The sequence below is a fragment of the Mucilaginibacter sp. OK268 genome (assembly GCF_900103125.1).
Lineage (GTDB): Bacteria > Bacteroidota > Bacteroidia > Sphingobacteriales > Sphingobacteriaceae > Mucilaginibacter.
This window is the reverse complement of record NZ_FNJV01000002.1, coordinates 779129-800440: the sequence shown is the minus strand read 5'-3', so window position 1 is coordinate 800440 and position 21312 is coordinate 779129. Positions and strand designations below refer to the sequence as shown.

At 40.7% G+C, this 21312-nt stretch carries 22 protein-coding genes; 8 read left to right on the top strand and 14 right to left on the bottom strand.

Features of this window, described 5'->3' with window-relative positions:
• Positions 1-11 precede the first annotated feature (11 nt).
• Positions 12-518 (bottom strand): DUF892 family protein, encoded by a 507-nt coding sequence (locus BLR84_RS09105; RefSeq protein ID WP_090467069.1) that lies wholly within the window; start codon positions 516-518, stop codon positions 12-14.
• Between the two features lie 153 nt (positions 519-671).
• On the opposite strand from BLR84_RS09105, the gene BLR84_RS09100 reads away from it, so the two are divergent.
• On the top strand, positions 672-1619 hold the full coding sequence (locus tag BLR84_RS09100; protein WP_090467067.1) for a Smr/MutS family protein: 948 nt from the start codon (positions 672-674) through the stop codon (positions 1617-1619).
• Positions 1620-1850: 231 nt separating this feature from the next.
• On the opposite strand, the gene BLR84_RS09095 is transcribed toward BLR84_RS09100, so the two are convergent.
• From BLR84_RS09095 to BLR84_RS09065, 5 genes are all read right to left on the bottom strand, one after another.
• A complete protein-coding gene (locus BLR84_RS09095; protein WP_090467066.1) occupies positions 1851-2720 on the bottom strand; it encodes a creatininase family protein in 870 nt (289 codons plus the stop codon).
• A 759-nt stretch (positions 2721-3479) separates the two neighbouring features.
• The gene (locus BLR84_RS09085) at positions 3480-5348 is read right to left on the bottom strand and encodes a tetratricopeptide repeat-containing sensor histidine kinase (protein ID WP_090467062.1); all 1869 of its coding nucleotides are present in this window, start codon (positions 5346-5348) and stop codon (positions 3480-3482) included.
• Positions 5349-5505: 157 nt separating this feature from the next.
• The gene (locus tag BLR84_RS09080; RefSeq protein ID WP_090467060.1) at positions 5506-5928 is read right to left on the bottom strand and encodes a secondary thiamine-phosphate synthase enzyme YjbQ; all 423 of its coding nucleotides are present in this window, start codon (positions 5926-5928) and stop codon (positions 5506-5508) included.
• A 211-nt stretch (positions 5929-6139) separates the two neighbouring features.
• Entirely contained in the window at positions 6140-6955 is an 816-nt protein-coding gene (locus tag BLR84_RS09070) for an AraC family transcriptional regulator (protein ID WP_090467058.1), read from the bottom strand.
• Positions 6956-7047: 92 nt separating this feature from the next.
• Entirely contained in the window at positions 7048-7791 is a 744-nt protein-coding gene (locus BLR84_RS09065) for an SDR family oxidoreductase (protein ID WP_090467057.1), read from the bottom strand.
• 87 nt (positions 7792-7878) lie between these two features.
• Between BLR84_RS09065 and BLR84_RS09060 the strand changes: the two genes are divergently transcribed.
• On the top strand, positions 7879-8286 hold the full coding sequence (locus BLR84_RS09060) for a winged helix-turn-helix transcriptional regulator (protein WP_255366892.1): 408 nt from the start codon (positions 7879-7881) through the stop codon (positions 8284-8286).
• 1 nt (position 8287) lies between these two features.
• Here the strand turns inward: BLR84_RS09060 and BLR84_RS09055 are convergent, their stop codons facing one another.
• Positions 8288-8764: a GNAT family N-acetyltransferase gene (locus BLR84_RS09055; RefSeq protein ID WP_090467055.1), complete on the bottom strand. Its 477-nt coding sequence runs from the start codon at positions 8762-8764 to the stop codon at positions 8288-8290.
• Positions 8765-8919: 155 nt separating this feature from the next.
• Here BLR84_RS09055 and BLR84_RS09050 point away from each other — a divergent pair, with 155 nt between their 5' ends.
• A complete protein-coding gene (locus tag BLR84_RS09050) occupies positions 8920-9261 on the top strand; it encodes a YciI family protein (protein WP_090467053.1) in 342 nt (113 codons plus the stop codon).
• A gap of 55 nt (positions 9262-9316) precedes the next feature.
• Here BLR84_RS09050 and BLR84_RS09045 read toward each other — a convergent pair whose 3' ends face one another.
• From BLR84_RS09045 to BLR84_RS09020, 6 genes are all read right to left on the bottom strand, one after another.
• Positions 9317-9751: a hypothetical protein gene (locus BLR84_RS09045; RefSeq protein ID WP_090467051.1), complete on the bottom strand. Its 435-nt coding sequence runs from the start codon at positions 9749-9751 to the stop codon at positions 9317-9319.
• Between the two features lie 161 nt (positions 9752-9912).
• Entirely contained in the window at positions 9913-10665 is a 753-nt protein-coding gene (locus tag BLR84_RS09040) for a glucose 1-dehydrogenase (RefSeq protein ID WP_090467049.1), read from the bottom strand.
• A gap of 98 nt (positions 10666-10763) precedes the next feature.
• Positions 10764-11504 carry an SDR family oxidoreductase gene (locus BLR84_RS09035; RefSeq protein WP_090467047.1) on the bottom strand — a complete coding sequence of 247 codons (741 nt, stop codon included), beginning with the start codon at positions 11502-11504 and terminating at the stop codon, positions 10764-10766.
• Positions 11505-11594: 90 nt separating this feature from the next.
• Positions 11595-12533, bottom strand: coding sequence for a helix-turn-helix domain-containing protein (locus BLR84_RS09030; protein ID WP_090467045.1), 939 nt, complete (start codon positions 12531-12533; stop codon positions 11595-11597).
• A gap of 87 nt (positions 12534-12620) precedes the next feature.
• The gene (locus BLR84_RS09025; RefSeq protein WP_090467044.1) at positions 12621-12995 is read right to left on the bottom strand and encodes a DUF779 domain-containing protein; all 375 of its coding nucleotides are present in this window, start codon (positions 12993-12995) and stop codon (positions 12621-12623) included.
• 59 nt (positions 12996-13054) lie between these two features.
• The gene (locus BLR84_RS09020; protein ID WP_176852008.1) at positions 13055-14557 is read right to left on the bottom strand and encodes an aldehyde dehydrogenase family protein; all 1503 of its coding nucleotides are present in this window, start codon (positions 14555-14557) and stop codon (positions 13055-13057) included.
• 154 nt (positions 14558-14711) lie between these two features.
• On the opposite strand from BLR84_RS09020, the gene BLR84_RS09015 reads away from it, so the two are divergent.
• A complete protein-coding gene (locus tag BLR84_RS09015) occupies positions 14712-15641 on the top strand; it encodes an AraC family transcriptional regulator (RefSeq protein ID WP_090467041.1) in 930 nt (309 codons plus the stop codon).
• A gap of 208 nt (positions 15642-15849) precedes the next feature.
• On the opposite strand, the gene BLR84_RS09010 is transcribed toward BLR84_RS09015, so the two are convergent.
• Positions 15850-16701 carry a hypothetical protein gene (locus BLR84_RS09010; protein WP_176852007.1) on the bottom strand — a complete coding sequence of 284 codons (852 nt, stop codon included), beginning with the start codon at positions 16699-16701 and terminating at the stop codon, positions 15850-15852.
• Between the two features lie 417 nt (positions 16702-17118).
• Between BLR84_RS09010 and BLR84_RS09005 the strand changes: the two genes are divergently transcribed.
• The 4 genes from BLR84_RS09005 to rfaE2 all read left to right on the top strand — a co-directional run bounded on the left by BLR84_RS09005 (position 17119) and on the right by rfaE2 (position 21197).
• Complete coding sequence (locus BLR84_RS09005) at positions 17119-18777, top strand: capsule assembly Wzi family protein (RefSeq protein WP_090467039.1); 1659 nt, start codon at positions 17119-17121, stop codon at positions 18775-18777.
• Between the two features lie 238 nt (positions 18778-19015).
• A complete protein-coding gene (gene rfaE1 / locus BLR84_RS09000) occupies positions 19016-19996 on the top strand; it encodes a D-glycero-beta-D-manno-heptose-7-phosphate kinase (RefSeq protein WP_090467038.1) in 981 nt (326 codons plus the stop codon).
• Between the two features lie 82 nt (positions 19997-20078).
• On the top strand, positions 20079-20636 hold the full coding sequence (locus tag BLR84_RS08995; RefSeq protein WP_090467036.1) for a D-sedoheptulose 7-phosphate isomerase: 558 nt from the start codon (positions 20079-20081) through the stop codon (positions 20634-20636).
• Between the two features lie 48 nt (positions 20637-20684).
• A complete protein-coding gene (rfaE2, locus tag BLR84_RS08990; protein ID WP_090467034.1) occupies positions 20685-21197 on the top strand; it encodes a D-glycero-beta-D-manno-heptose 1-phosphate adenylyltransferase in 513 nt (170 codons plus the stop codon).
• The last annotated feature ends 115 nt before the right edge of the window (positions 21198-21312 follow it).

Below are 21312 nucleotides of genomic sequence, written 5' to 3'. Positions count from 1 at the left end.
TCAGCTTCTACTTAGTTTTCTGTCAAATATTCTTTTGATATCAGCATAAAAAGCTGGTCGTTATCAATGGATTCATCAAAACATTCGGTCAGTAACTGTGTAGCGTCGTCATACTTTAACAGTTTGGCTACCATCATGAGCATACGGCAGGAGGTGATGTTGATATGCTCCAGCAACTGCAGGTACATGATGAGGTCCATATCACCCAGGATAGACATCGCCTGCTTTTCATCCAGGCAAAATTCATCCTTTACAATTGATTTGATGGGGTTGCAGTTTTTATCAGACGGGCTTTCGTTGATCAGCTTATATATTTCATCCATCCGGGCTATTTGTTTCTTTACATCATCCCAAAACTCCTGTATAGCCTGTTCCAAAGCAGTAAACGATGCCAGTTTTATTAAATGGCCCAGGTTGCTGTCCAGGTAACGTTTGCCAAAATAGGTGCGATTAAGGTTATGTACAAATATCTGTTTTAACAATTGCGGATCTAAAGGTTTAGTATTCAAATTATCCATGATATGAATTATAAAGTGAGCAGCAAAGTGCTGCGGTAATTCAACTTAAAAACGACCAAATTGTTTAGAGTTAATACCATATTAGCCTACATTGTTTTATTTGTGTACCCGTTTGCAGATATAAAGTAACTTTGCAGCCAGACATATACTGCTATGAAATATAAATTGGGCGACTTTGTACGCTTTGTTGACGAAAAGATGGAGGGTTTTGTAACCCGTATAATTGACGATCAGATGATAGGGGTTACCGGTGAGGATGAGTTTGAGATCCCCGTGCTGGCCAGCAAAGTAACCTCGGTACATGGCTATGAACCAGCTGGTGCAAAAAAAGCTGCTGTTGATAACGAAGCGCCGGTACCTGCCGGTGAATTTGAAAAAAAAGGGATTTACCTGGGTGTCGTGGCCGATGCCAAAGCCAATTCGGTAGTGCATTTCCATTTGGTGAATACCACCTCGTTCCAGTTACTGGCAACGCTTACTACCGAAAAGCAACAGGTGTTTAAAGGCGAATTTGCCGAAGCGATAGCACCGGGGTCGGCTGTGAAGATCTACTCGGCCCAACTGGCCGATCTGCAGCTATGGCCCACCTTTATTTTTAATGTGATTTACAACACCAAACAAAATATAGAACCACCCGTGCCATTGGTATTGCACGAAAAGTTTAAGGCTAAAGATTTTTCGACCACCAAAAAGCAGATCCCATTGTTAAAAGATGCCGGTTGGCTTATTCGCCTGGATGAACCGGAAATGGTGATCGACGCGCAAAAGCTGAAAGAAAGCTTTTTTAAATCGCCGGAAGAAAAAGTAGTATTGGATAAACCATCCAATGAGGTCGATCTGCATATTGAAAAGCTGCGCGATGATTACCAGTTTTTACAAAACAGCGAAATGCTGAATATACAACTGGCACACTTTCATAAAACCCTCGACGCGGCCATTGTACATCAATTACCTGATATGGTGTTTATCCACGGAGCCGGAAATGGTGTATTACGTAACGAACTGCATAAAGCTTTAGGCAAACACCTCAAAGTACAAACCTTTATGGATGCCCGTAAAGAAAAGTTTGGCTACGGCGCTACTAAGGTGATATTTAAGTAAGTCTTGAGTCTGTAAGAGTCTGACAAATATAAAACATGTCATTGCGAGCGATAGCGTGGCAATCTCCTCGCTTGTTTATAAATACGATGAGATTGCTTCGTCGTACCTCCTCGCAATGACATGATATTTAAAATAGTGCTATGAGCGCAAGAGTAATGTTATTTCAGTCGCCTCAGGGTCTCTCGGAGAGGACCTGAGGCAAACCCGGACTCAAGACTCCCGACCCCAAACTTACTTATTCAGCTTATCAACCCGGTCAAAAAACTCGTTTTGTAATTTTAGGGTAGCTGTATCGGCCTTGATCACTTTCAGGGCTTTTATAAAAGTGGCTATCTCATGCTCGGCTATAAACTTGCCAAACTCCGGAGTGGCCTTTGCGCCTTCACCCGCGTAATGATTCGGGAAACCGGCATACCACCAGATAGGGGTATACACATTTTGCAAACTTAAGCGGTGCTGGTTAGCCCCCGATTCCGACGCGGCACGGTCCATCCGCATCAGATCGGGCCGGTAGTATAACAGGGTAGAGGTTTCATTTTCGCCGGCATGCATATCATTGCGCGGGTCCGATTTGTGCATTTTAGCATACTGCTTATTAAACTCTTCGTCGTTGCCGGGGGTATAAAAATATACCGCGTAATTGTGCCTTTTATTCAGCAGCGATTGCATGAAAAACTGGATAAACTCCGGGTTACCGCCATGACCATTCAGGATCACTATTTTTTCAAAGCCGTTGCGGGCTATCTCATCGCAGGTGGCCTCGAGCAGGTCCCATATTACTTTACTGGGTAGGGCGAAAGTGCCGGGCTGGTGCCTGGCCTCGTTGATCTGTCCGTAAAAATAATCAGGAAATACCACGGCATATTCCGATTTAACCGCGTGGGCCGCCCATTCCCGAACATGTATCAGATCGGTACCGAGAGGCGAGTGTGGGCCGTGTTTCTCGAGGATGCCAAAAGGCAGGATACAGGTTTTGGCCGATTTTTCGAGCGCCTGCGGAAAGTCTGATGCTACCAGCTCGTCCCAGCGGGCCGGCAACTGCTGCGCCCGTGCAAAACCAGATAATAATATCGCGAAAAATAAAAGCAAACAAGGTTTCATTGCTGTACAGATTATAGGTTAACAGAAGGGTTTATTGATGCCGAAATTTACACATTTATATAGCACCATAAAATGTTATCTGCCAATAAGTAATAAGGATTTTACATGCATATTTATGAACGGAAATAATATATTATTTTGTTGGCGTTAATATGATATTATAAACCAATTTATAAACCAAATATTTAGCTTGTATGAAAAAGATGCAATTGAATGCCTTGAGTATTGGAGGAGCCTTATCAAGAGAACAAATGAGAAAAGTGGCGGGTGGAGGATTTCTGCCATGCAAAAGTCAATGTGCCACAGATGCGGATTGCGTGCAAACCGGTGGAGGTAGCCAGTGTGTGGTAGCACCCGACCAAAATTGCCATAACAGGGATGGCTCGATTCAGTCTGTGGGATCCTGCGTGTAATATCGTAGTTAATCCCATTTCATATCTCCCTAAAGGAGATTTTGAGCTTTTATCCCACTAAAAAAATCGGTATATTTGTATACACAACGGCCCGGTTCTCCTTTTATTCAGGAGAACCGGGCCGTTGTGCTAAGGATAAAACAAGACCAAAAATCGGCCTTTTTACATATAGTTATTTGACAATCAATCAATTAATACTTTTTAAAGTTTTTAAAACTGCTTAAAATCGTGTTAAAATTTGTTAAAAAGTGTTAAAATCGATGGTTTTGGGTCAATTTTCAATCGTTTTTACCCCATTTTCGGGCAGAAAAGTGTTAAAATTTAAGCTTTAAAAAGTTTTGTGAGGCTATTTTAAACCGGGCAGGGAGTAGCAAAAAGCGGCGCCTTTCTGACTGCCATTTTCGACCCAGATGCGGCCGCTCATTTTTTCAATAAAATCTTTGCAGATCATCAGGGCCACGCCGGCACCTTTCTCTTTTTCGTTGTTGTAGTGCATGGCCACTTTGAAGTTGAATATCGATTCCATTTTTTCGGAAGATATGCCTTTGCCTTCGTCCAGTACACAAAGCATGGTTTCGCCCGAATGAGCTGAACCTGAAATAGAGATAGTGGAGTAGCGGGGCGAAAACTTGATGGCGTTATGTATAAAGTTGCGGTGGATAAATTGTACCAGTTCTTTATCGGCATGTATCACAATCTCGCTATCAACATTATTGAGGAATTTAAGCTGATATTCCTCAGTGATGAGGCTAAAGGGTTGCAGGGCCTCATCAATCAGTTCTTTTAGCTTTAGTGGTTTGGGCTCATAGCTAAAACCAGAAAGCTGCTGTTTGATCCATTGTAAAATGTTCTCGAATATTTCGAGCGAGATGCTGGAGGAATGTTCCATGGTATCTACCAGTTCCATTAGCTCCTCGCGGGTCAATGCATCGGTATCTTTTAAAACCGCGGCCAATGTTTTCAGGGTACCTATCGGCTGCCTGAAATCATGCGCCAGGATAGATACCAGGCGGTTGTTGAACTCATGATCTATCTCGAGTTTTTCATTACGCAGCAACACCGACCGGTTGAGCGCTTCGAGGGTTACCGTGTGTTTCTTTTTGAGGCGGTATAAACGATAGATGAAAAGCACGGTTACCACGGTCAATAAAAAAAGTACGCCCAGGATAATGGCGAGTATTTGGCGGTTTTTACTGCGGATGGTTATAGCCTCCAGTTGTTGGTCTTTTAAGGCATAATCAATATAATCAAAGCCCGAAGTATTATTGAATTGCTCTTCGTCGTCATACAGCTTGAGCAGTTTCTTGCCGTAGTATTGAACCTCAGGAAGGTTGTTGCGGGCTATGTATATGTCATATAAGCGCTTGCCAAATATCTTTTGATACATGTGGTAGCCTTTAACATCGGCAATGTTGAGGCCTTGCTTGTAACTGGCAATAGCTTTGGCTGTATCCACATTGTTATACAGATCGCCAAGGGATTGGATAATGTCGAGGCTCAGATAATTCAGGTCCATGGCAATGCCTTCAACGGCTGTTTTTTCCAGTAAGCTAATACCTTTTTCGCGCTCCTTATTCTTTAAATATAGTTGCGCCTGTATCTGGTCGGTAACCAGCAGCGAACGGTGGTCTTTGTATTTAGTGGCTACCTGCCGGGCTTTGGCTAAGTAAATGGTGATAGAATCTTTGGGAATACGATCCGGATATAAAAGCAAATAATCACAAAGCACGAGCGACATGATCGAATCCTTTTTGAGCTTGTTACCCAGGTTTATAGCTTTTCTGAATATCTCGATGGATTTTTTTTCTTCGTTGTTCTCGCTAAAAACAAGACCAATGTTCATCAGGGTTTGTACCACATTTGATGAATCATGTATGTTCTGGTAATGATTATAAGCATCATTATAATAACGCAGGGATAATTGAAGGTTGCCTCTCAGGTCATAAACTATACCAAGAGTGTTCAAAGCATCGGCAATGCCCTGCCTGTATTTTAACCGTTCGGAGATGGCCCGCGCACGCTTAGCGTAATAAAAGGTATTGTCGAGGTTACTTTCATACATTAATATTCCTAAACGGTTAAGTGCATCGGCATACTTAACGCTATCAGTAATGTGGGGCAGCGCTTGTTTAATTTTAGCAATATCCTTTACCTGGCTATAACTACAGATAGCGGCAAATAATAACGGTATAAAAAAAACAGCGCGTTTTTGCATTAAGTGGGGTATTACATTAACTAATCAACTTTTTGTGGAGCTGAGATTTATAATCTAAATATAATGTATACGAAATAAAATACGCAGAGTTAACCATATATTAAATAAAAATACCTGGCGAATGAAGTGAACGGTTGCTGACTATAAAATTAAAGGGTTATTCGCCCCAGGCTGTGATCACCAGGTTGCGCTGGCCGCCATAATTTCGGTGCTCACACAAATAAATGCCCTGCCACATACCCAATGTCAGCCTGCCATTGCGGATGGGGATCATAACCGAACTGCCCAGTAAAGCGGCCTTTAAATGTGCGGGCATATCATCGGGGCCTTCATCATCATGATGATAGTCGGGGTCGTTTTCAGGTACGGTTTTACTAAAATACATTTCAAAATCACGCCGAACGGTAGGGTCGGCATTTTCATTGATAGTTAGGGAGGCCGAAGTGTGTTGAATAAAAACCTGTAGTATGCCGGTTTTTATTTGCCCCAGTTGCGGCAGGGCATGTAAAACTTCAGCGGTGATCAAATGAAAGCCTCTTTTTCTTTCTTTGAGCAGAAGCATTTGCTGGTGTATTTGCATGGGATATATTAACAGCTGTTTTGTATATAATAGGTATCTTGATTTATAATAAAGGCTGCTTAATATAATATAAAATTTTGATGGAGGATTTGTTTAACTCTGAAAATACCGATTAATCCCTGAATACTGCTTCCAGCAAAATACCTGTAGGCGTGTGCAGAAAGATACGCCGTTCGCCAATATCGGGCAGATCCATGAGGGAATAGGTATACTAATGTTGCTGATGGGCCTTTTTAAAAGTTGAAGGTGTTTGCTTAAAATGGGCTTTAAAGGCATTGCTTAAATGGCTTTCGTCGGTGTAACCAAACTCATCTGCCAGTTGCGACAAGGTTTTATCGCGATGGATCAGTTGATGGGCAATCAGTTTTAAGGCATATTCCTGTATATATTTTTTATAGGAGCTGCCGGTTGCTTTGCTGAAATATTGGTTAAAATAAGTTTTGCTGATATGAAAGGTATCGGCAATGTTTTGCAGCGATAATAACTGCTTGCTGGTTATATGTTGGTCGATATAATTGAGTATGGCCTGTATCTTATCATCCTTTGGCTTAACCGTATTTTGATCGGTTTCTTTAGCCATAATGGATAGTACAAGCGCCAGTGCATTTTTGATGATGATATTTTGGTAATTGGTTTCTTTCCGGTGCTCGGCTATAATCAGCTCCATCAGCTGAATGATCTGTTGCCTGTTGCCCGGCAGATCCATTTTACGGTGAGGTGATGATAAGCGTGTAAATACCTGTTTAAAATCGGCATCCAGCAACAGATCCTGGAAAAAGCCTTCGTGAAACTTAATAATGCAGATCACACACTTTTCCTCAAAAACAAAAAAGTGGGTATCCTGCGGGGCCAGTACAAACAGATCGCCCTTTTCGTAATTGTAACTACGGTTGTTGATCATGTGCTGGCCTTTGCCACGCATAATATACTGTAGTTCATAATGGGTATGTTTATGCACAGGCAGGTGCCACTCGTTTTTGATAACATAGGCGATGTCGAACTTTTGGGTAAGATTCCTGATATGCATGGCCGAAAATTACGACTTAAATTTAATTTTCGGCTACAGATAAAAAAGGGCAGCCTATCAGGCCACCCTATTTTAAATCATAAAGATGCGTTTTATACTAATAGCAGCCCACCATCGATAATAAATTCAGAACCTGTGATAAAACCGGCCGCATCATCACATAGGTAAGTTACCACGCTGGCAACCTCTTCTGAGTTACCCATACGTTTCAAAGGTGATTTAGTGATGAGGCTGTCTTTTATAGTACCCAGGGTGGCATCGTCTAAGCCGGCTTTGTACATGATCTCGGTTGCAATAGGGCCTGGACTTACCGCGTTCACCCTGATTTTGCGTGGGGCCAACTCCAATGCTGCCGATTTCATTACTGAGTTTAATGCCGCTTTACTGGCCGAATATACGGATGAGGCTGCACTGGTTGTACTGGCAACTATTGACGACAGGAAAACAACGGAACCTCCATCCCGCAGAATAGGGATAAACTTGCTGAGCGTAAAGTAGGCTCCTTTAAAATTGATATTCATAATATCATCAAAGTGTTGTTCTGTAGCATATTCAATAGGAGATATGGTAGCGATACCAGCATTGATAAATAGAATATCAACCTGGCCATGACTTTTAGTAATACTTGCCACCAATTGATTCGTTGCGTTAATGTCTGACTGATCGGCAACAATTCCTGTTACACCCAGATCAGCAGCAGCCTTTTCTACGGCTTCTTTCCGGCGCCCGGTGATGATCACGGTAGCACCTTTTTCCTTTAATTCCTTTGCAGCTGCATAGCCTATACCGCTATTCCCACCTGTAATTACAGCTATTTTGTTCTGAAAATTGTTCATTTCTGTGTTTTTTTATTTGATGATGCAAATGTATTGTTGAAATGGTATAATTTTGTAATCAGTATCACAGAGTATACCAGTAAAAATATGGGAGAATATTCAATAGACAACATGACACCGGAAATCAAAGCCATGCATGAAGTTATTTATGGCATTGATGGGCAAAGAAACCAGGCACGGGAGATCCAGGCATTGCAGGATACCATTTATGTAATTGGCGGCAAATGGAAATTGCCCATTATCAACTCTATATGCAATGGCAACAAACGTTTCAGAGAGATTGAACGAAGTATCCCAGGGATAACTACAAGGATGCTTTCGAGAGAACTACGGGAAATGGAATTGAACAAATTGATCACCCGGACAGTGAGCCCTGGCCCGCCGGTTCTGGTGGAATACGAATCAACCAGTTATTGTAAAACTTTTGGTCATATCATATTTGAAATGATCAAGTGGGGAATTGATCATCGCGAAAAATTGAAGAAGGAGCAATAGTTTAGCCTTTTTCATCTGCTAAACCCAATCGCATGGTTAACATGTGCGGTGCAAAACCTACTTTTTCATAGGCCTTTAGCGCCGCGGTATTAATAGCGTAAACCTCCAGCCGTATTTCGGTAATGCCTTGCTGTTGTGCCCATTGTTTCAGCGCGTTGATGATCAGTTTATTTACACCTTTACCCCGGTGCTCAGGCAGCACATACATAAAACCCAGGTGGGCATGCTGCGGGTGTTTTAAATAAGGTTTTGAATCAACAATACGCGCGTAACCACAGCCAATGAGTTTTGAATCAATTTCGGCCACAACCACCCTGGCATCTGTGGCTTCAATTAATTCGGGGATGTTATAATAATAAAGCGGCCCGGGTTTTAAAGTGGTGTCAAAAGGGCGTTCAGATTCAACCAAAGCCTGTTTAAACTCAAACAATACGTCCAGATCTTTTAACTCCGCTTTTCTAATAATTATTTGCTCCATTTTTATGGTCTCTGATATCTGGTAAAATTATAAGTTTGTTTTGGAATTCGGGATCACACCAGGATTTTCCATCGCACTAAAAATATTTTAACCAATTTGTCCAGTTTTAAAAATGATGTTCGTCATTAGATTTTAAAACTTAAAAACTTAATAAAATGAAAGATTTCCTTTTTGTATTCAGAAACGATTTTGTTGGCGCACCACAAGGTTCACCTGAAGAAATGCAGGCTGTTACCCAAAGATGGATGGATTGGGTTGGTGGCATAGCTGCCCAAAACAAATTGGCCGATCGCGGGAACCGTCTGTTCGGAACTGGTAAAGTGGTAAGAGGCAATAACGTTGTTACCGATGGTCCTTACACCGAAATTAAAGAATTGATTGGTGGCTACACAATGGTTAAAGCCGATTCATTAGAAGAGGCTACCGAATTGGCCAAAGGTTGCCCTATTTTAGATTTTGGCGGCAATGTTGAGGTAAGAGAAGTTAACCCTTTATAAGTAATATAATAGGGTTAAAACTAAAAGCCTTTATAAAAGTAAAGGCTTTTAGTTTTTAGTAACTGACCTGTCCGATATCCAGGCGGCTGATCTTTCCTTCAGGATTAATAATAAACCTGAAATATGTTTTGAAGTTACCCCATTGATCACTGTGAAACCTGCCGTATAGGTCCAGACCATTGTTCTCCACTTTATCAATATGGGTAAAACGCTCATGGCCTAAAGCCTTGTCGAAAAAGCTTTTAAAGTTCATTTTGTGACCATCGTCAAAAAGTTCGACATCGGCGGTAAATAAGTCGAACCATGCTTTTTTATCGCCAGTCTGCAGGGCTTCAATGGCTTTTTTTACGGTAGGATTGGTTAATTGGTCGGTATTCATCACGTTTATATTTTTTATAGTTTTAACCGGTGTGTTTGGCGTTTGCCCCCGTGCTGATAAGGATAAACAGATTAGGGAGGCATAAACCAGGTAATGATTAAGTTTTAGCATTGCTGTTACAGTGTTTATTTAGTTAAAAAAGTGGGTTTACGTGTAAACCCACTTTTTATACGTTTTTTTATAATAAATATCTCATTTTTAATTTATTATGATTGCATGAGCCGTGAATTATGTAAACCATGTAAACCCACTTTTTGTGCATGCGTAACTCATTAATTAGTGGCGCCACCGTTTACCAGCAAGTGCTGACCTGATACGAATGAGGAAAGATCGCTGGCAAAGAATTCGGCCGCGTTGGCTACATCTTCAACTTCGGCCAGTCTGCCCATCGGACAGCTGTCCAGCAATTGTTTCCTTAATTCGGGATAGCTATCGGCTTCGGCGAATATACCAGAGTGATCAACCGCAAAGGGGATAATGGAGTTCACGGTAACACCCTTGTGTCCAATTTCTTTTGACAGGATGTCAACCAGATACCGTGGAGTGGTTTTACTACCGCCGTATACAGCCATTCCCGGTACTGGAAAAGAGGTGGTGCTCGATGCGATGTAGATGATCCGGCCATTGTTCTCTACATGTTTGGCAGCCTGCTGCATGGTAAAGTAAGTGCCTTTGGTGTTGATGGAGAATACACGGTCAAATTGTTCTTCAGTAAAATCAACAACCGTGGTTTCTACCAGTTCGATACCTGCATTAGCTACCACGATATCTATTTTACCAAATTCTTTTTTGGCTTCGGTAAATAACCTTTCCAGATCGGCTACTTTGCTTACATCGGCTTGTACGGCTATTACCCTTACACCCATGGCTTTAATGTTACTCAATACTTCATCGGCTGATGCTTTATCACGGGAGTAATTGATAACGATATCTGCACCCAAAGCTGCATAACGTTCTGCAATGGCTTTTCCTAAACCGCGTGCTGATCCTGTAATTAAGGCCACTTTATTTTTTAATGTGTTCATGATTTCTATGTTTTAATTTTTTGTGATTTCACTGATTGTCTTTTATCTTGATTCTTACCTCTTGATTCTTTTATTCCCCCTTCAGGGGGTTAGGGGGCTTACGCCATCGCGCCGTTTGCACCGATGTTTTGTGCGCTGATCCATTTGGCTTCGTCGCTGGCCAGGAAGGCTACTATTTTGGCAATATCTTCTGGTTTGCCGATGCGATTGAAGGCTGAAAGGGAGGCCAGGCGGTCGATCACTTCCTGTGGTTTGCCTTTAATGAATAGTTCGGTATTGGTTGGGCCGGGGGATACTCTGTTTGCGTTGATCCCTCTTGCGCCTACCTCTTTAGCGAATATCCGGGTTAACTGTTCAACGGCTCCTTTAGAGGCTACATAGGTGCCATAGGTAGGCATCATAACACGGGTGGTGGTTGATGAAAAGTTGATGACACTACCGTTGTCTGCCAGTTTAGTAGCGGCTTCACGCAGGGTGTTGAATGTGCCACGCACGTTGATATCAAACTGGCGGGTAAAATCTTCGTCGGTGGTATCCTTGAATAATTTGGTGATCATGATGCCTGCATTGTTTACCAGTACATAAATTTTGCCATAGTGGGCAATGGCTGCATCAAACATTGCTTTTACTTCGTCTGATTTGCTTACGTCGGCTTGTAAGGCTATGGCATCGCCACCTTGTTGTTTAATGTCATTAACGGTTTGCTCGGCGGCTTCAACACCACCTGCATAGTTAATGATCACTTTAGCTCCTTCTGAAGCTAATTTTTGGGCTACTGCTGCGCCTATTCCTCTGGAGGCGCCGGTTACTAAGATTACTTTTTCTGTTAGCGTTTTCATGATTATTTTCCTTTGTTTGTTTTGATAAATCAAAGGTCAGGTTTAACGCAACCCAAAAAGTACAGATACTAAAGCATTACATACAAATATCTAAGATGTGGTTACTGTATGTTGTTTCCGGAATAAAACAGGGGAGGTGTTGGTGTATTTTTTAAAGTAATTACTGAAATGATTGGCTTCGGAAAAGCCCAACATAAAGGCTATCTCTTTAATAGAGGTAGATGAATTTTGTAACAACGATTTGGCTTCGGCAATTGTTTTTTCGGTTATCCAGGTGCTAATGGGCTTGCCTGTCTTAGTCTTGATCACGTTGCTTAAATAGTTGGGATGCAGGTTTTGGTCGTCGGCATAATCCTGCAACCTGAAAACCTGGTGAACCTTTCCATTGTTCAGATCCCGGTAATGCTGTTCCAGCTTCCGCTTAAAATTTTTAACAATTTGTGAACTGCGGTTACCTTCATATATGGGATTATAATCTTTCCAGAAATACTCTTTGATCTTTAATAGCAGCACCACAAACAGGTTGCCGATCATACGGGCCCGATAAGGGCTGTTGGATAGGTACTCTTTGTTTATTTGCAGATATAAGCTTTCAAATTCGGCAAATGTAGCCTGATCCAGTACTCTCGGCTGTACCGTTTCGGCAAGCAGGAAAGGGAATTCTTCAAAAATATCCGGGTGAACATTCTCTTTTAAAAAAGATTCGCTTAAGGTGATCAGGTAAACCTCATTAAGTTCAAACCACTCGTGTGATTTATAATGACCTGGGTTGGTGAAGTAAATGGTACCCGGTACGGTTTCAAAATGCAGATCGTCGGTTGTGTATATCCCGCGTCCATCCTTCACAAAAACAAATGAGAAAAAGTTAGGCCGGTACACCGGCGATTTAAAAGGCAGCTCCAGGTGGATATCCCTGATATTATGAATGGTGAAATCCGTTTTATCATCAATACCCTCGGTTGACAGTCCAAAGTAGATATACTGTTTCAACAAAGTATTAAAAACAAGCTTTTGTTCTGTTTCTTTCATGGAGCAGGAAGGACACATGGTACATTGGAGTAACACGCGATCTAAAATTAAGAACAAATTTGCAGATTAGGTTAAATTCGGAATAGGTTAGGATTCAAAATATTCAACAGGCTCCAGATCATTTAACTCATCATCAGTAAATAATCTCGACCGGATTATAAAGCGGATTCCCATGGGTATTTCTAATGAAAAGCTGGAGCCACGGCCAGGAGTAACATCAAGGGTTAGGTGTGTATGCTTCCAGTACTCAAACTGGTCAATGCTCATGAAAAATTCACAGCCATAAACCTCGCCTATTTTAACATCGCTGCTGCCTATTTTAAATTCACCCTTTTCAAAACACATAGGCGATGAGCCGTCACAGCATCCGCCACTTTGGTGAAACATGAGTTCGCCAAATCTGCCGCGTAAGTCGTCTATCACTTTTTCGGCCGCGGGTGTAATAGAAACTCTTTTGGTCATGATTATCAATTAAAAAAGGAGCTGCAAAAACAGGTTTTTGCAGCTCCTTTTATTACAGACTAAAAGAAGCCCAGTTTGTTTTTATTATAAGAGATCAGCATATTTTTTGTTTGGCGATAGTAATTCAGCATCATTTTATGATTTTCCCTGCCAAAGCCCGATTTTTTGTAACCGCCAAATGGTGCATGAGCGGGATACGCATGATAGCAATTTACCCAAACGCGCCCGGCCTGTATGGCACGCGGTACCTGGTAGATCTCATGCGCGTCGCGGGTCCACACACCGGCACCTAAACCGTATAGTGTATCATTAGCAATTGCAATAGCTTCTTCGGTGGTTTTAAAGGTGGTCACGGAAACTACCGGGCCAAAGATCTCTTCCTGAAAGATGCGCATCTTGTTATGCCCTTTAAATATGGTAGGCTTTATATAATACCCACCACCCAGATCGCCGCTAAGCTTTTGTGCATCGCCGCCTGCAAGAACTTCTGCACCCTCTTTTTTACCAATGTCCAGGTAGCTTAGTATTTTTTCGTATTGATCATTAGAAGCCTGGGCGCCCATCATGGTATCCGAATCAAGCGGATCTCCCATTTTGATAGCATTGGTACGGGCCAGAACACGCTCCATAAACTTGTCGTAAATTTTTTCATGCACCAACATTCGCGACGGGCAGGTACAAACCTCGCCCTGGTTAAGTGCAAACAGAACGGCTCCTTCCACAGCCTTGTCAAAAAACTCATCATCGGCGTTACCAACAGATTCAAAGAATATATTGGGCGATTTACCTCCGAGTTCCATGGTTACCGGGATCAGGTTTTCTGAAGCATATTGCATGATCAGGCGACCAGTAGTGGTTTCGCCCGTAAAGGCAACCTTACTTATTTTGGATGAGGTGGCCAGCGGTTTACCAGCCTCAGGACCGAAACCTGTCACTACGTTCAATACTCCGGGAGGCAGTATATCACCAATCAGTTCCATCAAAATCATGATACTGGTTGGTGTTTGCTCGGCCGGTTTTACTACGGTACAACATCCGGCAGCCAGGGCAGGGGCAATTTTCCAGGTAGCCATCAATAAAGGGAAGTTCCAGGGTATGATCTGGCCTACCACCCCAAGCGGCTCCTGCAGGTTAATGCTTACTGTAAATTCGTCGTGTTCAGATATGCTGCTTTCTTCGGCACGTATGGCACCAGCAAAATACCTGAAATGATCAACCACTAAAGGGAGATCGGCAGCCATGGTCTCGCGAATAGCTTTGCCGTTATCAATGGTTTCTACGGTTGCCAGGTAGGAGAGGTTATCTTCCACCACCTGCGCTATTTTTAACAACAGGTTACTCCGGGTGGTGGCCGATGTTTTGCTCCATGTTTTAAAGGCTTCGGTAGCAGCATCAACGGCGGCATCAATATCCTCTTTGGTTGAGCGGGCTGCCTTGGTAAAAGGCTTACCATCAATAGGTGATATATTATCAAAATATTCTCCTTTAACCGGTGGCACAAATTTGCCTCCAATAAAATTGTCGTACTTATCCTTAAAGGATGGTCTTCGTGCAATACTCATAGTTATTTTCAGTTTAATTGGTAGTACTAAGTTAGCCGCTTGTGTCATAAAGCTTTTGCACTATACTATCAATTAGGTGCACTATCGTTCCATTTTATAAAATGATTGTCAACTGTCATAAACTATCCCTAACTTGTTTTAAAATAAGCCTGTTATGAATGAGAGAAACCTGGTATTGCCTTTTAACCTTACCGGTAAAAAAGAGCTCAGAACATTGGTGGAAAACCGTAAAGCTTATACCTTAAATCACTGTGAACTTAATATATACGAAACCTATGAGCGCAGTGAACTGGTGCCCCTAACCTTTAGCGACCTGGTAATTACCAGCATGCTGCGGGGTAAAAAAGTGATGCATTTGTTTGATAAACCCGGTTTTGATTATTTACCCGGCGAAACTGTTATTGTACCTCCAAACGTAACCATGACCATTGATTTTCCGGAGGCATCAGAAATAAACCCTTCGCAATGTACTGCCCTCGCCATCAATCAACAGGAAATACGTAATACACTCGATTTTTTAAATGAAAATTACCCGCGGGCTAATAATGATCTTTGGCAACTTAATTACCAGCAATTTCACTTTTTTAATAATTATGAACTGGCCCAGCTGATCAATAAATTTATCAGTATTAGTACCGGTGATAATTTAGCTAAAGATGTGCTGGCCAATTTAACGCTCAAAGAATTACTGATCCGTATTATGCAAATGCAAAATCTGCACGATATAAAAGACAATCTTAACCAAATGTCAGCAGGTAACCGTTTTGCTTATATTTTACAATACATCAAAGCGCACCTGACCGAAAAGTTAAACATCGATGCCCTGAGCCAGATGGCCTATATGAGCAAAGCCAGTTTTTTTAGGACCTTTAAACATGAGTTGGGCGTTTCGCCGGTTGATTATATTATTAAAGAAAGAATACAACTGGCCAAGCAGTTTATGCAAAACCCTTATTGCAGCATTGCCGATGCCTGTTTTAAAGCAGGGTTTAATAACCAGCATTATTTCAGTCGCGTTTTTCGTAAAATGGTGGGCACCACACCGAGTCTTTACAAAGCAGGGATCATAAAACCAACCAATTGATATTCTTGTTTGGATAATCCTTCTCAAATAAACGTTTGATCACTGTAATTAAACAACCTGTTTTAGATGTTCCATTGGCCAAGTATACCGGATACTCCAAGTCCGATAATTTTATGTATGAGATAGATGTGTAAGCGGGTACGTGTTTATAATCAATAAAAAAGCGGGTAAGAATATTCTTACCCGCTTTTTTATTGAAAAAATTAAATTAATTAGGCGCAACAACTGAAGTAGCATTAACATAAGGCCATATACCCGGAGTTGGTACTGATACACCTTTATTATTACCGCGCTGGTTATTGTCAGCACCAAAGTAATATAATGGCCAGCCTTTATAAACCAATTGTGTTTTTCCGAAAACAGTTATGGTTTGAAACTGGGTTTTATCCAAAACAGAAGGCACATTCAAAACCGTTTTAATGGTATCAATAGGCCACACTTTGTTATTGCTGAAAGTAGAGTTAGTAAAATTGTTGATTTTAAACTTATCATGGCTGAATGAGTATAAAGTTTGACCACGATCATCAACAATGTATTGAGTTACACCGTCACCGGGTTTAAGATCGCTGGTGTATTTAACGCCGTCGTTACCAATTAGCTGAGTGTTGCTTACCATAACGGTATAATCGGGTTTAGCAACAAACCAGGTGTTTCCTACTTTATCGCCATTGATATCACCGGCATTGGCATCACTCTGATAATAATAGAGCGGCCAGCCTTTGTAGGTGGTTTGTTTTGATCCATCGGTTCGGGTTATGGTACCAAAATCTTTGCTGTCCAGGCCCTTATCTAAAGTAAGATCTGCCTGGTAAAAAGTAGGCCAAACTACAGAGCATCCGCCGTTGCAGCCTGAACTGCCGTTGGCGTCAATGGCAAAAAAGTAAAGTGTTTTCCCCTTGGAGTCGGTAAGGATATTACCAAATTTTGCATTTGCTGATAACTTAACCGCATTAGCTGGGGTAGGGGTGTTTGTACTGTTGTTGTTTTTTGAGCACGACCAGCTGGCAAACATAACGGCAATGCCGGCAATTGCGAGGGGTAGATTTTTGCGTAAATTCATTGTACTGGTTAAAAATGGTTAATAATAATCTTTTATAACTCCAATACGTTGTGAAAATGGCCTTTGGTTGCCTGCGATAAAAAATAATATCAATAAAAATAAATGTTAATTTATTGTAAAGAATCAGATTTGATTTGGATTTTCTCTGTTTTAAATCCCGATGAAATAAACCTATTCAATAATTTAATGCTTTGCTGTTAATTTATTAATTATGAGGTGTTAATGTTTGTGTGTTTTTATTTTTTGTAACAGTTTAATGTAATTTTGTTCAAAAAGTGTCGTTTTATCGGCAAATACTTTAAACTTTATCACGGCATCCAGGCTAATAGGGCATTACGAGAGATGGTTTTTATCAAGGGGAAAAAAATAGACTGCTTTGTTATGTTTAGATGATTAACTACGTCCTTATCAATAATTATGAAGAAAATTTTATTAGCCGTTGCCTTGATATTTTTAGGCGCAAAAACCTTTTCACAAACTATACCAATAGGGAGCTATGCCGAAGATATTGCCAGGCGAAATCAGCTATTAGGTAAAAGTGATAATACCTCATCTTTTATGGTAAGGCCGGTAAACGACGAATGGCATGATACCGACTCATCTTTTAAACAATTTGTAGCCAGTAAAACATACGCTAATTTTCAGTTTATGGGGAAACCTTCCGGTATCCAGATATTACCTTTTAACTGGTTAAATGATTATAATGTTAAAAGACCTTATGGATATAATAATTCATCATTGTATCCTGCTGCGGGTTACCAGACCAGGGTTAGCGGAGGGTTTTTACTAAAAGCGGGCATATTTAGGGTGCAGATAAAACCAGAGTTTGTATATGCCCAAAATAAAAACTTTAACACATTTGCCGATATCCAGGCCAATAGTACTAATATGCAACTTTTAAATGCTTATTATACTACCATAAACGGTGTGGATGCTCCGGAAAGGTTTGGTAATAAATCATTACAACATTTATATCCGGGACAATCAAAAATAACGGTCAATTTTAAAAACATAGAAGCAGGGGTTTCAACAGAAAATATATGGTGGGGACCGGGTGTACAAAACTCCATTATGATGAGCAACTCGGCACCTGGTTTTTTGCATTGGACATTTAATTCAGTTAAGCCTATTAAAACGATAATTGGTTCATTTGAATGGCAGATAATAGGAGGGAATTTAAAACAGTCCGGCTATCTTCCAATTGATACCAACAGGATAAGAAATGGCAAAGGGGTATTTATTCCCAAGCCGGAAGTTACCCGCTATATATCGGCCTATACGGTTAACTGGCAACCTAAATGGTTAAAAGGCTTGTATTTGGGAATCACGGGATATGATTATCTGGACAAAGACTCATTATATCATAGCAGGAATATCTTTCGAAAGCTATTTCCGGTAATTACCGGTTCATCGATCAAAGCTAACGATGTTTCAAATGGTAAGAGTGGAGATGGGCAGGATTTTGCTTTTGCGCTTAATGTACGCCAATTATTGCCTCTTTATAACGCCGAACTTTATTTTGAATGGGCAAGAAATGACAGAACTGGTAGTTTTAATGATTTTTTGCAGGAACCTGGTCATTCTGCCGCAATTACTTTAGGCGGGCGTAAGTTATTTGAACTTTCAAAGGATAGTTATATACAAGTAAAAGCCGAATTAACTCAATTACAAAAATCGTCTACTTTTCTTTTAAGAGATGAACCCACCTGGTATACACACAGTACGAGTCCGCGGGATGGGTATACCAATGATGGAAGATATATCGGTGCCGGTATTGGACCAGGTGGTAACAGCTTTATGTTTGATATCAGTTGCTTAAAAGGGATGAATTCTTTTGGTTTAACATTAGAAAGACAACTTCATAATAATGATCTGTATTATAGTGCTTTTAGTGGTACAGGGAATTTTAATTCGCACTGGGTAGATATAAACAGTACCTTTTATACTAATATAAAATTGAAGAAATGCTTGATTTCGGCCGAGGTAACCCCTGTTTACTCTTTAAACTATCAGTATAATCATGGTAATAGCCTTAATTTACACGCAAGACTCAATCTTACTTATTACTTTGAATAATTGATAAGGTAAATTTATTAAGAAGGAAATGTTATGTTTTGTGTTTGCGGTACGTAGTGTAACTAACGTATTTTGGAAATTTAATATGAAAGACTGCCGAAAATATTATTATCTCAAAAAAATAACCTTAAAAAATTATCTTTGCGAAATTTTTCCCAACTTTTAATAATACCACATTATTAAAACAAACTGATAATAAATGGTTATTAATTGTTAATAATCTGTGACTTTTAAGTAAATGATAAATAAGATACATTCTATACAATCATCTGCCCGTAAACCCAATATACTCGTTATCGGCGACCTGATGATTGATCATTATATTACTGGCAGCGCATCCCGGTTATCACCAGAGGCTCCCGTGCCTATTGTAAATGTGAAAAATGAATCGGTTACCCTGGGTGGTGCTGGTAACGTAGTGCAAAATCTGGTAGCATTAGGGGCGCAGGTAGCCGTTGCCGGTGTAATAGGTAACGACAATGCAGGTGCTCAATTGATAGAAATACTCAGCAATGAAGGGGTGCAAACGCATACTATAATTAAAGATGAGTTGCGACCCACTACGGTTAAAACCCGGGTGCTTGCCGGCAGCCACCAATTGGTTAGGATAGACCGTGAAATTACCGATACGATATCAGAGGTTATTGCAGAAAAGCTGCTTAATGAACTGGTTAATTATTTAAAGAAAGCTGATATTGTGGTTTTGTCAGATTATAATAAAGGTTTGTTTTCCCCATCCTTTACTCAAAAACTAATTCTGGAGGCTACGCGTTTAGGTAAAAGGGTGATCATTGACCCCAAAGGCTTAAACTACGAGAAATATAAAGGAGCGTATCTCATTAAACCTAATCGTAAAGAATTGGCTGAGGCTGCTCAACTTGAAAAAGTTGATACATTGGAAAGTCTGCAACATGCGGCAAAAATTATTTTAAAACAAACCGGAGCGGCTTATCTGGTAGTAACACTCTCAGAGGAGGGTATGTTGATATTGAGTGGCTCTGGATATAAGTTGTTGCCGGTAAAAGCCACGGAAGTATTTGATGTAACCGGTGCCGGCGATACTGTGTTGGCTACTTTGGCTTACTTTATTGCAGCAGGACTAACTATTGAAGAGGCAGGGGAATTGGCCAACCATGCTGCTGCTATAGTGATACGTCAGGTAGGTAGTGCCACCACAACCATTGATGAGATTATTCTTGATATGAAAAGGGAAACCTAAGCTTTAAACCTCCCAATAAATACTAAAAGAAAAGACAAGAAGTTGTATAAAGTACAACATATTGCAACTAATATAAACCATAATGATTTTAGAAGCATTAAAGGATCATCAGAATACTACGCAAAAGGTAATAGATACGCTTACGGGTGATATTGAACAAGCCTGCCAATTAATATCAGAAACTATAAAAAGCGGAAACAAGGTTTTACTGGCAGGTAACGGCGGTAGTGCTGCTGACGCCCAGCACATTGCAGCTGAGTTAAGCGGCCGGTTTGTAAAAGAACGAAGAGCCTTGCCCGGCATTGCCTTAACGGTTGATACATCGGCACTTACGGCAATAGCTAATGATTACGGCTATGATCATGTATTTTCACGCCAGGTTGAGGCTTTCGCCCAGGCTGGTGATCTTTTTATAGGTATTTCAACCAGCGGCAATAGCCGGGGTATTCTAAACGCTTTTGAAACAGCCACAAAATTTAACTGCAAAACCCTGGGATTATCAGGTCGCGACGGAGGTAAAATGAACGGTATATGTGAGCTGAATATCGTAATACCATCAAATGTAACCGCCCGTATACAAGAAATGCACATATTGATAGGGCACATTCTTTGTCAATCAGTTGATGACTTGTTTGAATAAATATTATACCACAAAATCAATCGCACACGTGCAACAAGAAATAAATACATGAGAATCAACCTCGAAAAAACATTAGTAAACAAAATAACCAATATCTCTTTGCTTAAAACCCAGGTGTTAAGCTGGCAAAGTACGGGTCAAAAGGTTGTTTTTACCAATGGCGTATTTGATCTGCTGCATATTGGTCACATCACCTATCTGGCCAAAGCTGCCGAACTGGGAGAAAAACTAATCATTGGTTTGAATGCGGATAGCTCCGTAAGACGTATCAAAGGTGAAAGCCGGCCGGTTAATGATCAAAATAGCCGGGCCGCAATATTGGCCGCCCTGTTTTTTGTTGATGCTATTGTAGTTTTTGAGGAAGATACTCCACTTAATCTCATCAGCACTTTATTACCCGATATTTTGGTTAAAGGTGCAGATTATTCTATAGAGAATATTATAGGGGGTAAAGAGGTAATAGCCAATGGTGGCGAAGTAAAAACCATCGATTTTGTGAAAGGTTACTCATCAACCTCTATCATTGAAAAGATCAGGCAACAAATTCCTGGTAAAGCTTAAAAAATGAATATACTGCTTATCCTTTTTAGTTTTGTGTGGGATATGGCTTACATACTTAATTATTAAATTATAAGATCATTAAATAATATAAAATTTTACAACGGTCTTCGACAAT

Excerpts from the sequence above, each read along its gene's own strand:
- BLR84_RS09060 (WP_255366892.1), top strand. The coding sequence starts at position 7,879 with ATGGGAGAATATTCAATAGACAACATGACACCGGAAATCAAAGCCATG.
- BLR84_RS09050 (WP_090467053.1), top strand. The coding sequence starts at position 8,920 with ATGAAAGATTTCCTTTTTGTATTCAGAAACGATTTTGTTGGCGCACCA.
- BLR84_RS09005 (WP_090467039.1), top strand. The coding sequence starts at position 17,119 with ATGAAGAAAATTTTATTAGCCGTTGCCTTGATATTTTTAGGCGCAAAA.
- BLR84_RS09015 (WP_090467041.1), top strand. The coding sequence starts at position 14,712 with ATGAATGAGAGAAACCTGGTATTGCCTTTTAACCTTACCGGTAAAAAA.
- BLR84_RS09100 (WP_090467067.1), top strand. The coding sequence starts at position 672 with ATGAAATATAAATTGGGCGACTTTGTACGCTTTGTTGACGAAAAGATG.
- BLR84_RS09105 (WP_090467069.1), bottom strand. The coding sequence starts at position 518 with ATGGATAATTTGAATACTAAACCTTTAGATCCGCAATTGTTAAAACAG.
- BLR84_RS09040 (WP_090467049.1), bottom strand. The coding sequence starts at position 10,665 with ATGAACACATTAAAAAATAAAGTGGCCTTAATTACAGGATCAGCACGC.
- BLR84_RS09035 (WP_090467047.1), bottom strand. The coding sequence starts at position 11,504 with ATGAAAACGCTAACAGAAAAAGTAATCTTAGTAACCGGCGCCTCCAGA.
- BLR84_RS09045 (WP_090467051.1), bottom strand. The coding sequence starts at position 9,751 with ATGCTAAAACTTAATCATTACCTGGTTTATGCCTCCCTAATCTGTTTA.
- BLR84_RS09080 (WP_090467060.1), bottom strand. The coding sequence starts at position 5,928 with ATGCAAATACACCAGCAAATGCTTCTGCTCAAAGAAAGAAAAAGAGGC.
- BLR84_RS09025 (WP_090467044.1), bottom strand. The coding sequence starts at position 12,995 with ATGACCAAAAGAGTTTCTATTACACCCGCGGCCGAAAAAGTGATAGAC.
- BLR84_RS09085 (WP_090467062.1), bottom strand. The coding sequence starts at position 5,348 with ATGCAAAAACGCGCTGTTTTTTTTATACCGTTATTATTTGCCGCTATC.
- BLR84_RS09065 (WP_090467057.1), bottom strand. The coding sequence starts at position 7,791 with ATGAACAATTTTCAGAACAAAATAGCTGTAATTACAGGTGGGAATAGC.
- rfaE2 (WP_090467034.1), top strand. The coding sequence starts at position 20,685 with ATGAGAATCAACCTCGAAAAAACATTAGTAAACAAAATAACCAATATC.
- BLR84_RS08995 (WP_090467036.1), top strand. The coding sequence starts at position 20,079 with ATGATTTTAGAAGCATTAAAGGATCATCAGAATACTACGCAAAAGGTA.
- BLR84_RS09020 (WP_176852008.1), bottom strand. The coding sequence starts at position 14,557 with ATGAGTATTGCACGAAGACCATCCTTTAAGGATAAGTACGACAATTTT.
- BLR84_RS09010 (WP_176852007.1), bottom strand. The coding sequence starts at position 16,701 with ATGAATTTACGCAAAAATCTACCCCTCGCAATTGCCGGCATTGCCGTT.
- BLR84_RS09055 (WP_090467055.1), bottom strand. The coding sequence starts at position 8,764 with ATGGAGCAAATAATTATTAGAAAAGCGGAGTTAAAAGATCTGGACGTA.
- BLR84_RS09030 (WP_090467045.1), bottom strand. The coding sequence starts at position 12,533 with ATGAAAGAAACAGAACAAAAGCTTGTTTTTAATACTTTGTTGAAACAG.
- rfaE1 (WP_090467038.1), top strand. The coding sequence starts at position 19,016 with ATGATAAATAAGATACATTCTATACAATCATCTGCCCGTAAACCCAAT.
- BLR84_RS09095 (WP_090467066.1), bottom strand. The coding sequence starts at position 2,720 with ATGAAACCTTGTTTGCTTTTATTTTTCGCGATATTATTATCTGGTTTT.
- BLR84_RS09070 (WP_090467058.1), bottom strand. The coding sequence starts at position 6,955 with ATGCATATCAGGAATCTTACCCAAAAGTTCGACATCGCCTATGTTATC.